This window comes from Colwellia sp. PAMC 20917 (genome assembly GCF_001767295.1).
GTDB lineage: Bacteria > Pseudomonadota > Gammaproteobacteria > Enterobacterales > Alteromonadaceae > Colwellia_A.
Genome location: NZ_CP014944.1, coordinates 1,863,387 through 1,878,085 on the forward strand (window position 1 = coordinate 1,863,387; position 14,699 = coordinate 1,878,085).

General features: G+C 39.1%; 18 protein-coding genes. 13 read left to right on the forward strand and 5 right to left on the reverse strand.

Annotation, left to right across the window (positions count from 1 at the left end; translation table 11 throughout):
- Positions 1–27: 27 nt before the first annotated feature.
- From mlaD to mlaF, 3 genes are read right to left on the reverse strand one after another with little or no spacing between them, the layout of a single operon-like run.
- Positions 28–495 (reverse strand): outer membrane lipid asymmetry maintenance protein MlaD, encoded by a 468-nt coding sequence (gene mlaD / locus A3Q34_RS07940; protein ID WP_070374874.1) that lies wholly within the window; start codon positions 493–495, stop codon positions 28–30.
- A gap of 55 nt (positions 496–550) precedes the next feature.
- Positions 551–1,327, reverse strand: coding sequence for a lipid asymmetry maintenance ABC transporter permease subunit MlaE (mlaE, locus tag A3Q34_RS07945; RefSeq protein WP_070374875.1), 777 nt, complete (start codon positions 1,325–1,327; stop codon positions 551–553).
- Positions 1,327–2,133: a phospholipid ABC transporter ATP-binding protein MlaF gene (mlaF, locus tag A3Q34_RS07950; protein ID WP_070374876.1), complete on the reverse strand. Its 807-nt coding sequence runs from the start codon at positions 2,131–2,133 to the stop codon at positions 1,327–1,329. The genes mlaE and mlaF overlap by 1 nt, the downstream gene beginning before the upstream one ends.
- Positions 2,134–2,449: 316 nt before the next feature.
- On the opposite strand from mlaF, the gene A3Q34_RS07955 reads away from it, so the two are divergent.
- The 12 genes from A3Q34_RS07955 to mgtE all read left to right on the forward strand — a co-directional run bounded on the left by A3Q34_RS07955 (position 2,450) and on the right by mgtE (position 11,856).
- Positions 2,450–3,433, forward strand: coding sequence for a calcium/sodium antiporter (locus A3Q34_RS07955; RefSeq protein ID WP_070374877.1), 984 nt, complete (start codon positions 2,450–2,452; stop codon positions 3,431–3,433).
- 43 nt (positions 3,434–3,476) lie between these two features.
- Positions 3,477–4,442 (forward strand): KpsF/GutQ family sugar-phosphate isomerase, encoded by a 966-nt coding sequence (locus tag A3Q34_RS07960; RefSeq protein WP_070374878.1) that lies wholly within the window; start codon positions 3,477–3,479, stop codon positions 4,440–4,442.
- 1 nt (position 4,443) lies between these two features.
- Complete coding sequence (kdsC, locus tag A3Q34_RS07965; RefSeq protein WP_070374879.1) at positions 4,444–4,989, forward strand: 3-deoxy-manno-octulosonate-8-phosphatase KdsC; 546 nt, start codon at positions 4,444–4,446, stop codon at positions 4,987–4,989.
- Positions 4,986–5,552 (forward strand): LPS export ABC transporter periplasmic protein LptC, encoded by a 567-nt coding sequence (gene lptC / locus A3Q34_RS07970; protein WP_070374880.1) that lies wholly within the window; start codon positions 4,986–4,988, stop codon positions 5,550–5,552. The genes kdsC and lptC overlap by 4 nt, the downstream gene beginning before the upstream one ends.
- A complete protein-coding gene (lptA, locus tag A3Q34_RS07975; RefSeq protein WP_070374881.1) occupies positions 5,533–6,075 on the forward strand; it encodes a lipopolysaccharide transport periplasmic protein LptA in 543 nt (180 codons plus the stop codon). The genes lptC and lptA overlap by 20 nt, the downstream gene beginning before the upstream one ends.
- On the forward strand, positions 6,072–6,803 hold the full coding sequence (lptB, locus tag A3Q34_RS07980) for an LPS export ABC transporter ATP-binding protein (protein WP_070374882.1): 732 nt from the start codon (positions 6,072–6,074) through the stop codon (positions 6,801–6,803). Before lptA ends, lptB begins: the two co-directional genes overlap by 4 nt.
- Positions 6,804–6,882: 79 nt before the next feature.
- On the forward strand, positions 6,883–8,391 hold the full coding sequence (locus tag A3Q34_RS07985; RefSeq protein ID WP_070374883.1) for an RNA polymerase factor sigma-54: 1,509 nt from the start codon (positions 6,883–6,885) through the stop codon (positions 8,389–8,391).
- Between the two features lie 23 nt (positions 8,392–8,414).
- Positions 8,415–8,702, forward strand: a complete 288-nt coding sequence (gene hpf, locus A3Q34_RS07990; RefSeq protein ID WP_070374884.1) for a ribosome hibernation-promoting factor, HPF/YfiA family — start codon at positions 8,415–8,417, stop codon at positions 8,700–8,702.
- A gap of 45 nt (positions 8,703–8,747) precedes the next feature.
- Positions 8,748–9,203 carry a PTS IIA-like nitrogen regulatory protein PtsN gene (ptsN, locus tag A3Q34_RS07995; RefSeq protein WP_070374885.1) on the forward strand — a complete coding sequence of 152 codons (456 nt, stop codon included), beginning with the start codon at positions 8,748–8,750 and terminating at the stop codon, positions 9,201–9,203.
- A gap of 31 nt (positions 9,204–9,234) precedes the next feature.
- Positions 9,235–10,089 carry an RNase adapter RapZ gene (rapZ, locus tag A3Q34_RS08000; protein WP_070374886.1) on the forward strand — a complete coding sequence of 285 codons (855 nt, stop codon included), beginning with the start codon at positions 9,235–9,237 and terminating at the stop codon, positions 10,087–10,089.
- Positions 10,090–10,102: 13 nt separating this feature from the next.
- Entirely contained in the window at positions 10,103–10,378 is a 276-nt protein-coding gene (locus A3Q34_RS08005; protein WP_070374887.1) for an HPr family phosphocarrier protein, read from the forward strand.
- Positions 10,379–10,497: 119 nt separating this feature from the next.
- Positions 10,498–11,856: a magnesium transporter gene (gene mgtE / locus A3Q34_RS08010; protein WP_070374888.1), complete on the forward strand. Its 1,359-nt coding sequence runs from the start codon at positions 10,498–10,500 to the stop codon at positions 11,854–11,856.
- Between the two features lie 103 nt (positions 11,857–11,959).
- On the opposite strand, the gene pmbA is transcribed toward mgtE, so the two are convergent.
- The gene (gene pmbA, locus A3Q34_RS08015; protein ID WP_442855276.1) at positions 11,960–13,327 is read right to left on the reverse strand and encodes a metalloprotease PmbA; all 1,368 of its coding nucleotides are present in this window, start codon (positions 13,325–13,327) and stop codon (positions 11,960–11,962) included.
- A gap of 107 nt (positions 13,328–13,434) precedes the next feature.
- Between pmbA and yjgA the strand changes: the two genes are divergently transcribed.
- Complete coding sequence (gene yjgA / locus A3Q34_RS08020) at positions 13,435–13,959, forward strand: ribosome biogenesis factor YjgA (RefSeq protein ID WP_070374889.1); 525 nt, start codon at positions 13,435–13,437, stop codon at positions 13,957–13,959.
- A 152-nt stretch (positions 13,960–14,111) separates the two neighbouring features.
- On the opposite strand, the gene efp is transcribed toward yjgA, so the two are convergent.
- A complete protein-coding gene (gene efp, locus A3Q34_RS08025) occupies positions 14,112–14,681 on the reverse strand; it encodes an elongation factor P (RefSeq protein ID WP_070374890.1) in 570 nt (189 codons plus the stop codon).
- Positions 14,682–14,699: the final 18 nt, after the last annotated feature.

A 14,699-nucleotide genomic window follows, 5' to 3' on the forward strand; every position in this document is an offset into this window, starting at 1 on the left:
TATTACTATTCTCCATTGATAAACCTGCTAGTCACTTCCTTGACTAAATAAAAATTGTCCTATTAATTCTTCTAGTACTAATGCTGGTTTAGTATCTTCAATAAAGTCACCTGGAACTAGCGTGCCTACCGATTCATCAACAAAACCAGGGCGTAAGCCAACATATTGCTCACCCAACAAACCTGCGGTTAAAATAGAGACCGACGTTGCTTCTGAAAAATTAATATACTGTGTATAAATATCTAAAGTGACTACTGGCGTATAATCTTTTGCATCGATGGTAATATGACTAACACGACCGACAACAACACCACCCACTTTTATCGCTGAACGAACTTTTAGACCGCCAATGTTATCAAACTTAGCATAAAGTTGATATGTCTCACTATTACCAGAAATACCGCTATCAGCAACTTTCAGCGCAAGCATAAGCAACGCAGCAATACCTATTGCTGCAAATAAACCTACCATTAACTCAATTTTTTTCGACACCATGTCTTCCACCAAACCTAAAATAAAAATTATTATAAAAATTAACTAACAGCAAACATTAACTGGCAAACATTAATGCTGTTAATACAAAATCTAACCCTAAAACCAATAATGATGATTGTACAACTGTTGAAGTTGTCGCTCGACTAATACCTTCTGATGTTGGTACACAATCGTAACCTTTATAAACAGCTATCCAAGTGACAACAAAAGCAAAAACAACAGATTTTATCACCCCATTAAGAATATCTTTTTGAAAATCAACTTGAGCCTGCATCACTGACCAGAATGTACCACTGTCTACGCCCAACCATTCAACACCGACAAGATGACCACCTAATATCCCTACGGCAGAAAAAATAGCGGCTAGCAAAGGTAAACTAATAAACCCTGCCCAAAATCTTGGCGCAATAACACGACGTAACGGATCAATTGCCATCATCTCTAAACTTGATAATTGTTCTGTTGCTTTCATTAAACCAATTTCGGCAGTTAACGCCGAACCTGCACGCCCTGCAAATAATAGTGCAGCAACCACAGGGCCTAATTCACGGAGTAAAGAGAGTGCGACCATAGGTCCTAAACTGCCTTCTGCACCATAGCCCACTAAAATAGTATAGCCCTGTAGCGAGATAACCATGCCAATAAATAAACCGGATACCACCACTATCATCAGTGAAAGTACGCCAACAGAATATAACTGCTGCACCAATAGAGGAAAGCCTTTACGTACATTCGGCACATGAAGCAATGCAGATAGTAATAACACTATTGCTCGCCCTAATCCCGTAATCGTGGCGATAATGTTGTGGCCTAAACTTTGTAAACTATTCATTATTTAGGCTCCTTACCCATTAATTCATCTTGATAAGGGGCGCTAGGAAAATGAAATGGTACGGGACCATCAGCTTCACCTTGAATAAATTGTTGCACCAGTGGTGATGTTTGCTTACTTATCTCTGACGGTGTGCCATGACCAATAATTTTCTTTTCTGCAATAATATAAATGTAATCGGCAATACTCATTACTTCTGTAACGTCATGTGAGACCACAACGGAGGTTAAACCTAACGCTTCATTTAAATCTTTTATTAAACGAACAATAACACCCATTGAAATAGGGTCTTGTCCCGCAAAAGGCTCATCATACAAAATGAGTTCGGGGTCTAAGGCGATAGCGCGAGCAAGGGCAACTCTTCGTGCCATGCCACCAGAAAGTTCGCCAGGTGTTAAATTTCGAGCACCGCGTAAACCAACGACCTCAAGTTTCATTAATACCATTTTTTCAATTAACGATTCTGACAAGGTACTGTGTTCGCGCATCGGAAAAGCAATATTGTCGTAAACACTCATATCGGTAAATAATGCGCCACTTTGAAACAACATGCTCATACGTTTACGTGCTTCATAAAGTGCACTGCGTGATAATGTTGGAATATTTTGTCCGTCAAAAAGTATTTTACCTGAATTAGGTCTGAGTTGACCGCCAATTAAACGTAATAAGGTGGTTTTACCAATACCACTTGGCCCCATTATCGCGGTAACTTTTCCTTTAGGGATCGACAAACTAATATCATCATAGATCACTCGTTCATCACGTTTAAACGTAAGGTTCTGGATATCGACCAAGTTTTCAGGCATAAGATTTATATAACGTCACTGGTTGTTATTATTAAAGTCAGGTGAATTTTACCTGAGCAATCAAAAAACGTCATTAAAATTGCGTTAAAAATGTAAATAAAAATCGTAAGAAAGCGTGTAAAAACGTAATAAAGTGTAAGATTTTGCTCTCAGAAGATATATTTTTGCTTTAATGAAATTTTTACTTTGGCTATTTTTTAACAACGGCATGTAAAAAAACCGCCTTTTGGGCACTTTTTTACCAAGATCCGATTATTTCTCTTTGTTTTTGCTTCGCAACCAGCGACAATTTACGCTCTTATTATAGGAGCCCTTAATGTTATTACAGATTCTAATTTTACTTGTTTCACTTGTTACTCTGGTATGGAGTGCTGATAAATTTGTTTTTGGTGCCTCATCATTAGCAAGAAATTTTGGTATCTCACCGATGATTATTGGTTTAACTATTGTTGCCATGGGTTCATCTGCTCCAGAAATGATGATTGCAGCGACAGCATCTTTAGACGGTAACAATAATACAGCTATCGGTAACGCAATCGGCTCAAACATTACTAACATTGCTTTGGTACTGGGTATAACGGCATTATTTCAACCTTTAAACGTATCCTCATCAACGGTAAGACGAGAAATTCCATTAATTTTAATTGTTACCGCCCTTGCCTATTGGATGCTTTCTGACGATTACTTTGGCTTTAACGAAGGCTTGTCATTGATGATTGGCTTTTTTGTTTATATATTTGCGTTACTTTTTATCACCATTAGAGCCTCTAAAACTCGGCCAATTGATGATCCATTGATCATTGAAGCAGAACAAGAAGTGCCAGACGCGGTTAGCAAACCTAAATCTTTACTTTGGCTAGTCGTTGGTATTATTTTCTTACCTATGAGTGCTAGCTACCTGGTCGATTCATCCGTTTTTATTGCTAAAGCATTTGGCATCAGTGACTTAGTGATTGGTTTGACCGTTATTGCTGTTGGCACAAGCTTGCCAGAACTTGCGGCAAGTATTATGAGTATTATCAAGAAAGAAGATGATTTAGCGCTAGGAAGTATTATTGGCTCTAATATCTTTAATATTTTGGCTGTACTCTCGCTCGCTGGCCTAATTGCACCGGGCGAAGTAGACTCAGATGCCGCAGCACGCGACGCCCCTTACATGCTCGGCGTTACCGTATTATTATTTATACTGTGTTTTACTCGTCGTGCCGGAAAGTTTTGCATTGGCCGCGTAAAAGGTTTGCTATTAATCGGCGCTTTTATCGCTTATCAAGCGCTACTTTTTAGTCAAATAAAGCAATAACAAACACTATAATAGCAATTTACAAAATAAAAACGGGCTAATAATGAACGATTTCAAACAACTAGCGTTAGACGTTATTCACATAGAACAACAGGCTATTGCAGAGTTAGCCCAGTACATTGATGAGAACTTTGAATATGCCTGCCAGTTAATGTTTAACTGTAAAGGTAGAGTAATCATTGCTGGCATGGGCAAATCAGGCCATATCGGTGGCAAGATTGCTGCAACACTGGCGAGCACCGGCACCCCTTCTTTTTTTGTTCACCCGGGTGAAGCAAGTCACGGTGATTTAGGTATGATAACCGGTGATGACGTCGTGTTAACTATTTCACACTCGGGCGAAACCAGTGAAGTGTTAGCGATAGTGCCCGTCATAAAGCGTATTGGCGCTAAACTTATTGCGATGACGGGGAATCCAGCCTCAACCTTAGCAAAACTAGGCGATACCCATGTCTGTGTTGCTGTTTCGCAAGAGGCTTGTCCACTAGGATTAGCGCCAACATCAAGTACCACAGCAACCCTAGTAATGGGTGATGCACTCGCTGTTGCCTTATTAAATGCGCGCGGCTTTACCGCTGACGACTTCGCACTTTCTCATCCCGGTGGTAGTTTAGGAAAACGCCTATTACTGCGTCTTAGTGATATAATGCATAGTGGTGAGCGCTTACCAACGGTAAATGTTAATGCTAAAATTAAGGATGCGTTGGTTGAAGTATCGTTAAAAGGTTTGGGGATGACGGCGGTAGTCGACGAGAGTGGTCAATTACAAGGCTTATTCACTGACGGAGATTTACGTCGTATTCTTGATGAACGTATTGATATACATCTCGACACTATTGCATCAGTGATGACAAAAAAACCCACTGTGGCTCATCAAGATATGCTCGCCGCCGAAGGCTTAAAGATCATGGAAGACAAAAAAATCAATGGTTTAATTATTGTTAATGACAATAATATACCTATTGGCGCAATGAATATGCACGACTTACTAAAATCAGGTCTTATCTAATATGCAAACACTCTATGGCGAAATTACTGACACAGCATTCAATACCATGAAAACAATAAAGCTGTTGATATGTGATATTGATGGCGTTTTTTCTGATGGCCGTATTTATTTGGGTAACGATGGTGAAGAATTAAAAGCTTTTCACACTAAAGATGGCTACGGCATAAAAGCATTAGGCGCCAGCGGTGTCGATGTAGCCGTGATCACCGGGAGAACATCAAATATTGTCGCAACGCGTATGTCAGCCTTAAATGTTAAATATATAGTGCAGGGTGAAGAAAATAAATTACCCGCCTTGAAAACTATGGCTAAGCAATTAAAGCTATCCCTCGATGAAATTGCTTATATTGGTGATGATATGCCTGATTATGAGTGCATCAACGCTGTGGGCTTGGGTATTGCTGTTCAAGATGCCCACCCAAGTATTTTATCTATCGCAAATTACAGCACTTTTAACCGTGGCGGTTTTGGCGCTGTTCGAGAAATATGCGATTTAATCATGCTTAGCCAAAACACCTTAGCAAATGCTTCGGGTGCGAGTATATGAATCGGCTTTACAGTTTAACCTTGTTGTTTTTTCTAATTGCGGGAGGGGTTTACGGTATAATTGAATGGAGAAATTCCTCAGCACCACAATTACAAGCGATTGATAAGACGCTGACCCCTGATTTTATTGCCGAAAATTTACACAGTAATGTTTATAAACATCAAGGGAGTTTAACTTATGTTGTTGATGCCCATCGCATGGAGCATTACCCTGAGTTAAGTATTACCAACTTTGAGTTTCCTCAATATACACTCCATCCCAAAAATGATGCGCCCGCATGGAAAATATCTGCCAATGAAGGCATATTATACAATAACAACCGGGTAAAATTAGAAAAGCATGTCCGCCTGTTAGCAACAGATCCCGATAGCTTATTACAAGAAGTGCAAGGAAAATACTTTGAACTTGATCTAAAAACTAACATCATAAGTTCAGAACAAGAAATTAAAATTATCGGTAAAGGATTTACCATCGATGGTAAAGGTTTAATTATCGACTTAAACACCAACCAAATGACACTAACTAAACATGTGAAATCAATTTATGAAATTGTTAAAAAATAGCCTACTGTGCTTATTGTTATCAACTCCGCTATTTTCGTCAGCTTTCGCTGAAAAATTTGATATAAAACAAAAAATTGAAATTAACGCTTCAAGACAAGCCGTTGATCTTAAAAACAAAATATTCAGCTATATTGATAACGTGGTGATCACTCAAGGTTCATTAGTTATACGTGCTGATTTAGTACAAGTGCTGACTCAATCAGGCAGTGAAGAAAAAACCTACATCGCTAAAGGGAAGCCAGCAACCTTTAAACAAACCTTAGCAGATGGCACTCCACTTAGCTTACAAGCCGACGAAATAAGATATGAGCCTGCAAATAATTTAGTGATCATTTCAGGAAATGCGCTATTACAGCAAGAAGGCAGTGAAGTTAGTGGCAGTAGAATTACTTACAATATTGCCACTCAGTATGTTAATGCTGAAAGTAAATCTAACGAACGCACTAAAACGATTTTTCAGCCAAAAGAAAAAATTAAAGCGACAACCACAGACGCGAAAACTCAGGAAAAAATTAATTTATGAGCACTAGCACCCTAATGGCAAAAGGCCTTGCCAAAGCCTATAAAGGCAGAAAAGTGGTTAAAAATGTCAGTATGCAAGTTTCAGCAGGACAAATAGTCGGTTTACTGGGCCCAAATGGTGCCGGAAAAACAACTTCTTTTTATATGATCGTTGGTTTGGTTGAAAGTGATAGTGGCGATATTATTTTAAATGACGAAAACCTGACGTTAGCGCCTATGCATGAGCGTGCTAGAAAAGGCATCGGATATTTACCACAAGAAGCCTCTATTTTTCGAAAACTCAGTGTTTACGATAATATTATGGCTATTTTACAAACACGAAAAGAATTATCAGATGCTGAACGTGAAGAGAAATTAGAGCATCTTGTTGAAGAATTCAACATAGGTCATATCAAAGATAATTTAGGCATGAGCTTATCGGGTGGCGAACGCCGCCGAGTAGAAATTGCTCGCGCTTTAGCTGCTGAACCAAAATTTATTTTATTAGATGAACCTTTTGCTGGTGTTGACCCAATTTCAGTAGGTGATATTAAAAAAATTATTCTACACTTAAAAGAACGTGGCATTGGTGTGTTGATCACTGATCACAATGTACGTGAAACTCTCGATGTATGTGAACATGCGTATATTGTTAGTCATGGTGAACTTATTGCAGAAGGTACTGCAGATCAAATTCTTGCAAATCAACACGTAAGAGATGTATACCTTGGTGAACAATTCACGCTATAGTAGTCAATAAATGAATAGTATCTTCGTATGAAAAAAACGAAAATATCCCATTAAAAATAATAGGAAGTTAATGACCTAAATGCGCCCTACTCTACAACTCCGCATAGGACAACAATTAACCATGACGCCACAATTGCAGCAAGCAATCAAATTGCTGCAACTGTCTACGTTAGAGCTTCAACAAGAAATTCAAGAAGCCTTAGAAAGTAATCCATTATTAGAAATGGATGAATCTTCAAATAATCCCGAAGATAAAAGTACTGACAACCTTGAAGAAGCTCACACTGCCGGTACTGGTGATGTTAAAGAAGCCCCTGCTTCTGATGGTAGCGAAGACGCTACGCCTACCATCGATGAAATCACCACCACTGAAGCCATGGACAAGAACGATATCCCTGAAGAATTAAACATGGATACCACTTGGGATGATAACTACACAGCTGGCGCAGCAAGTTCAAGCTCAGGCCCAGCTTCAGAAGATTATTCTTACCAAGGCGAGACTCAAGACTCCATTCAAGATCATTTGCGCTGGCAAATGGAATTAAGCCCTTTTACCGAAACAGACCGCGCTATAGCGACAGCAATTATTGATGCTGTTGATGACGCCGGTTACTTAACGGTATCTAGTGAAGACATTTTAGAAAGTGTTGCCATTGAAGGAGTAGAGCTTGATGAAATTGAGGTGGTACTAAAACGTATTAACCTCTTTGATCCTGTCGGTGTTGCTGCTCGTTCAATTTCAGAATGTTTAATCATTCAACTTAATCAATTTGACCCCGCTACACCTTGGTTAGCAGAAAGTAAGTTAGTTTTGCGTGACCATATTAATCTGCTGGGTAGCCGAGACTATCGTACATTAATGCGTAAAACTCGACTCAAAGAAGACCAACTGCGCGAAGTGGTGCGTCTTATTCAATCACTTGACCCTAGACCCGGCGATAGTGTGATGAAGAGTGACGACCAGTACGTTATTCCTGATGTTTCTGTTGAAAAGAAAAATGGCCGTTGGGTGGTAGAATTAAATCCTGATACTGCGCCAAAACTTTCGGTGAATCAGCAATATGCTTCGATGTCACGTTCGATGAAGTCGACAGCAGACACCCAATTTATTCGCTCAAATTTACAAGAAGCTAAATGGTTTATTAAAAGCTTAGAAAGCCGTAATGATACCTTATTAAAAGTGTCAAACTGTATAGTGCAACGTCAAATCGGCTTTTTTGAACATGGTAATGAAGCCATGCGTCCAATGGTTTTAAATGATATTGCCGAAGCGGTCGATATGCATGAATCAACCATTTCACGAGTGACGACACAAAAGTACATGCATACGCCGCGTGGAATTTTCGAACTGAAATTTTTCTTCTCAAGCCATGTTGGCACCGAAAGCGGTGGCGAATGTTCATCAACGGCTATTCGTGCACTAATCAAAAAATTTGTTGCCGCCGAAATTCCAGCAAAACCACTCAGTGATAGTAAAATGGCTGATTTATTAGCCGATCAAGGGATAAATGTAGCTCGACGTACTATAGCAAAATATCGAGAGTCACTTTCTATTCCACCCTCTAACCAACGAAAAAGTTTACTTTAACGAAAAGATGAGGAATTAAGCTTATGCAAATTAATCTTTCTGGACACCATGTTGACATTACCGAAGCTTTACGAGAAAACGTCACAATTAAGATGGCAAAATTAAGCCGACATTTTGATCATATCAATAATGTTCATGTTGTTCTCACCGTTGAAAAATCAAATCAAATTGCTGAAGCAACTGTTCACGTGAGTGGCTCTGATTTACATGCAAAAGCTGAAAATGCTGACATGTATGCCTCTATTGATAGTCTTGTTGTTAAGCTTGACCGGCAAATATTAAAGTACAAAGGTAAAACGAATCAGCATTAATGCTGTTTATCGCCTGTTCACCCACCAAAGAATGTAAGTAGTATAATGAAGCTGCAAGATATCCTTACCCTTGATTGCACCCTGTGTGCAGTTAAGGGTACAAGCAAAAAAAAACTCCTTGAAATAATTAGCGAAACTGCGGCAAAAAAATTCGACAATATTGATACTCATCAATTATTCGAAAGCTTAATGGCGCGTGAAAAGGTTGGCTCTACCGGCATAGGGAATGGCATTGCGATTCCTCATGGTCGATTAACCAACACGTCACAAGTTATTGCCGTATTACTGACCAGTGAACAAGCCGTTGAATTTGATGCGATAGACAACCGTGCTGTCGATATTATTATTGCGTTATTTGTACCCGAAGAAAACTGCCAACAACATTTAGATACCTTACAAAGTATTGCGCAAATATTTAGTACTAAACAGTTCGCAAAGCAAGTAAGAAAATGCCAAAATTCGCAAGAGCTTTTTACTATAATAAAGCATGCTCAACGTTAATAAAATATAATAATAATCCAGGAAAACTCAAATGAAACTCTTGATAGTCAGTGGTCGCTCAGGGTCAGGTAAAAGTGTCGCCTTACGTGTACTCGAAGATTTAGGCTACTACTGTGTCGATAATATTCCGGTGAATTTATTGCCTGCATTAGCACATACCGTTATTAATGATTACGACAAAGTAGCGGTTAGTTTAGATGTACGTAACTTACCCAATGATCCTAATGATGTTTCAGAGATATTAGATTATCTGCCAAAAACGGTAAAACTCGATATTCTGTATTTAGATGCTGATGACTCTGATCTTATTCGACGTTTTAGTGAAACGCGTCGTTTACATCCTTTGATTAAACAAAATATTCCACTCGACCAAGCCATCTCTTTAGAGAAAAAGCTGCTTGAGCCTATTTCGACGCGTGCGGGTTTGTATATTAATACCAGCCAGTTATCACCTCATCAATTATCTGATTTAGTGCGTGAGCGAATTTTGGGCAAAACCTCGGCATCTATGGTGGTGGTGTTTGAATCTTTTGGCTTTAAACACGGTGTACCACAAGACGCAGACTATGTTTTTGATGCACGCTTTCTGCCTAACCCTTTTTGGGAAAAAGATTTAAAAGGCTTTACTGGTTTAGATCAACCCGTGCGAGACTTTCTTGCTAGCCAACCGATTGTCACTAAATTTATCTGGCAAATTAACAGTTTTATGATGACGTGGTTACCCCACTTAGAAAGAAACAATCGCAGCTATATTACTATCGCTATTGGTTGTACGGGTGGAAAACACCGATCGGTTTATATTGCGGAAATATTAGCAAACAATCTTAGAAAAGAACGCGAAGATGTTCAGTCTCATCATCGCGACATTAAAATACAAAGCACTTAATAACGGTCACTGTATGCCAAAATATAATAAATCATTAACCATTAGCAATAAACTGGGATTACACGCACGTGCTGCCACTAAACTTGCCCAGTTAAGCCAAAAGCTTAATGCTAACGTTACTATTTGCTTAGAGGGCAAAGAAGCTGATGCCAGTAGTATTATGGGGTTAATGTTACTGGCCGGTGGCTTTGGAAAAACCGTAGAGGTTATTACCCAAGGAGAAGATGCTCAGCAAGCACTTAACGATGTGTGCCAGTTATTTTCTGATAAATTTGATGAAGACGAATGATAAAAAGACTGAATAAAAAATAAAGTTACGTTATCATTCATTACAACACCTTAGCCAGCGCATCTTGGCTAAGATATAAACAATATAATTTTCGTATTACTGCGGCACAGGAAAACTTTATGCCGGAAATATCAGAGCAACAACAAAATCATCAACGCCTGCAACAAGTCAATGAAGCACTTGGTAGCGGTATGTTTGTGCACGTTCGAAAATTACTACAGAACATGCCAGCTTATGATATTGCTTTAATATTAGAGTCATCTCACTCGAAAAGTCGTGCCGTTTTATGGCAACTTATCGACGCTGATAATCACGGTGAAGTACTTGAAGAACTCAATGAGGAAGTTCGAAAAGGTATTTTAAAAACTATCCGCCCTGAAAAATTAGCCGCCGTTGCTGAAGGTATGGATGTTGATGATTTAGCTGAAGTTTTACGTACTCTACCCGATAGTGTTTATCAAGAAGTATTAAGTGCTATGGACTCGCAAGACCGAGGTCGAGTCGAAGCAGCGTTATCATTTGAAGAAGATACCGCTGGCGGTATCATGAACACCGATACCATAACAATTCGTCCTGATGTAACGGTTGATGTGGTATTGCGCTATTTACGCTTACGGGGTGATTTACCTGAAGCGACCGATTCTTTTTATGTGGTCGATGGTAAAAATCACTTTATTGGCGCCGTTTCTCTAGCGGCGATCATTACCGCTAAACCTGAAATTATCGTCTCAACACTCATTGATAAAGATATTGAAGCAATTCAAGTGCATTTGTCTGATAGTGACGTAGCACAACTCTTTGAAAAATTTGATTGGTTCTCTGCACCAGTGATTGATGATGAAGGCCGTTTACTTGGTCGTATCACGATAGACGATGTTATCGATATTATTCGTGAGGATGCCGAACATTCTATGATGAGTATGGCGGGTTTAGATGGCGAAGCTGATACCTTTGCTCCGGTTTTAAAAAGCACACAACAACGCTCTATTTGGCTTGGCGTTAATCTCATTACCGCACTACTCGCTGTTGCTGTATCGAGTATGTTCGAAGGTGTTTTAAGCCAACTGGCTATTTTAGCTATTTTAAATTCTTTAGTGCCTAGTATGGGTGGTGTTGCCGGTAACCAAACCTTAACACTGGTTGTTCGCGCCATTGCGCTAGGCCATGTTGGCGACTCAAATGCGAGAATACTTATTCAGAAAGAACTTGCTGTTGGTTTTCTTAATGGCGTTATCTGGGCGGTATTAATTGCTGGTGTTGTGGCTATTTGGCAACAAAATTTAATGCTTGGTGGCGTTATAGCCTTTGCAATGTTAATGAATTTAACCGCTGCTGGTATCGCTGGTGTCGCTATCCCGCTGTTTTTGAAACGGATGAATATTGACCCTGCTCTCGCTGGTAGTGTGATATTAACAACGATTACCGATGTGGTTGGAATATTCGCTTTCTTAGGAACTGCAACTTTATTCCTAACCTAAACTAGATATGGGCTTATTGAGATCTTGATAGCTTTTCAAGATCTCAATACTGGTCTGTTGGTTTTAATAATCAAATGTACCTTGTTAAAATAACAGGGTGTGATTAATTACCACCAACCTGCATCTCTTCAATTAACAATGAACCTGTTAAAATACTGCCTCGTAAATCAACATCACTACCGACAGCAACTAAGCCTTTAAAGATATCAGATAAATTACCCGCAATGGTAACTTCTGATACCGGGTAAGCAATTTCACCGTTTTCAACCCAAAAACCGGCAGCGCCACGTGAATAATCACCATTGACTACATTAACGCCTTGTCCCATTAATTCAGTGACAAGAAAGCCAGTACCGAGTTTTTTCAACATGGCATTAAAGTCACCGCCATTGGCAGAACCTTTGGCGTTAATTTGCCAATTATGAATACCACCGGCATGACCAGTAGATTTAAGCCCTAGTTTACGTGCTGAGTAACTGGTTAATAGATAGGTATCTAAACAACCATCGACAATAATTTCACGGTCAACCGTTTTTATGCCTTCACTGTCGAAAGCACTACTCGCTAAGCCCTTTAAAATATGAGGGCGTTCACTGATGTTTAAAAAGTCAGGAAAAACTTGTTTACCAATAGCGTCCATTAAAAAAGATGATTTACGGTATAAATTGCCACCGCTGATCGCCGCAATAAAATGTCCAAAAATGGAATTAGCAATATCGGCACGAAACATCACCGGTACTTTTCCTGTCGGTAATTTTTGAGCATTCAATCTCGATAGCGCTTCTTTTGATGCTTGCACACCAATAGCAACGCCATTATCCATTAAGTCAAAATCACGATTAACGGTGTAAGCATAATCTCTTTGCATATCATCACCTTCAGAGGCGATCATTACACAGCTTAAACTATGTCGAGAGCTCGGATAGCCAACAATTTGCCCATTGGTATTGCCATACACTTTATAGCCTTCAAAGCTATCAAGTGAGGCACCATCTGAGTTAGTAATACGAGGATCATACGCTAGCGCACTATCTTCACATTCTTTGGCGAGTTGAATAGCTTGGTCTGTTGTTAAAACTTTTGGGTGATATAAGTCTAAATCAGCAGGCGACATTTCAAGCATGTCCTTGTCTGCTAATCCTGAACAGTCGTCAACAGAGGTATACTTTGCAATATTAACCGCCGCTTGTACGGTTTGTTTTAACGCCGCTTCTGATAAATCTGCGGTTGAAGCACTCCCTTTACGACCTTGCTGGTAAACAGTAATACCCAATGCACCGTCATTAGTAAACTCAACCGTTTCAACTTCACCAAACCGCGTACCAACACTTAACCCTTGTTGGCGGCTTATAGAAGCTTCAGCTGCATCTGCTCCTAGCGATTTTGCTAAGTCGAGTACTTGTGCTACACGTTGCTCAACGTCTCTTAATTGTTCGTTCATCGATTGTTTAGCGTTCATCGTTTCAGTCATAATTTATTGTTTTCTTCTATAAATGCAGGAAATTGGAGAATATGCGCTGTATACCATAAGCACTTACGAGTATAATAGCGATAATTATCACTTTAATAACGAATATTATGCCCGACTCTGCTAACGATATCGATGAATTAGATGAAGAATTAAAAAGTAAATCAGAAGTAAAGCGCGAAATGATCCAGTTACAAATCTTTGGACAGTCGCTTATTGATTTATCTAAGCATCAGCGCAGTAAAATTCCTTTTACTGAGGAGATTAAGGACGCCTTAATTTTAGCTGATAAAATTAAAAACAAACATGAGGCATTACGTCGCCATGTTCGCCACTTGGCAAGAATATTATCAGAATCTGATTTAGAGCCAATTAAACATGCTCTTGATGTTATGGCAAATAAGCATCAACAAGAAACAGCTAAGTTTGTTAAGCTTGAAAAGATGCGCGATGACGCTATTGATAAAGGTAATGACTTTGTAGAAGCTTTACTGAACGAGCATGAGTCGATGGAAAGACAAAAGCTACGTCAATTAGTACGACAAGCGGCAAAAGAGAAAAAAGCAGAAAAGCTTGGCAAGTATTACAAAGAGCTATTTGATTATCTAAAACTTCATACCAGACAGATAAACTAGTCGTTTATCTATAAAAAAACCTGCATCAGCAGGTTTTTTTAATACTAAATTTTATTCATTGCTAAATTACAATAAATCGAAGTAGCCAAAATACACTGGCTACTTATTAAAACGCTTATTGAAATAGCACAGTAGATAATTGTTAAAAGTGCTTATTTACTTGCACGCGATACGTATTCACCCGTACGCGTATCCACTTTAACTGTCTCACCAATTTGAATAAATAGCGGTACACGAATAACCGCACCGGTATGTAAAGTTGCTGGTTTTCCACCCGTACCGGCAGTATCACCTTTTAATCCTGGATCTGTTTCTGTAACATCTAGATCAACAAAATTAGGGGTTGTTACTGTGATAGGTGAACCATTCCATAAAGTAATGGTACAAAGATCGCCTTCTTTTAACCATTTAATACAATCTACAACTGCTTTTTCATCAGCGGCAATTTGCTCAAAGGTATCATTATTCATAAAATGCCAGAATTCACCATCAGCATACAAGTAAGCTAGCTCGGTTTCCATTACATCAGCGCCTTCGCAAGACTCGCCTGATTTAAAGGTTTTTTCTAAGACTTTATTAGAAATAAGTTTACGAATTTTTACGCGGCTAAAGGCTTGGCCTTTACCTGGTTTTACTAATTCGTTTTCTAAAATGTTACATGGTTCGCCGTCAATCATTAATTTAAGGCCAGCCTTAAATTGGTTTGTACTAAAATTAGCCATATGAATGTTCTCTTATAC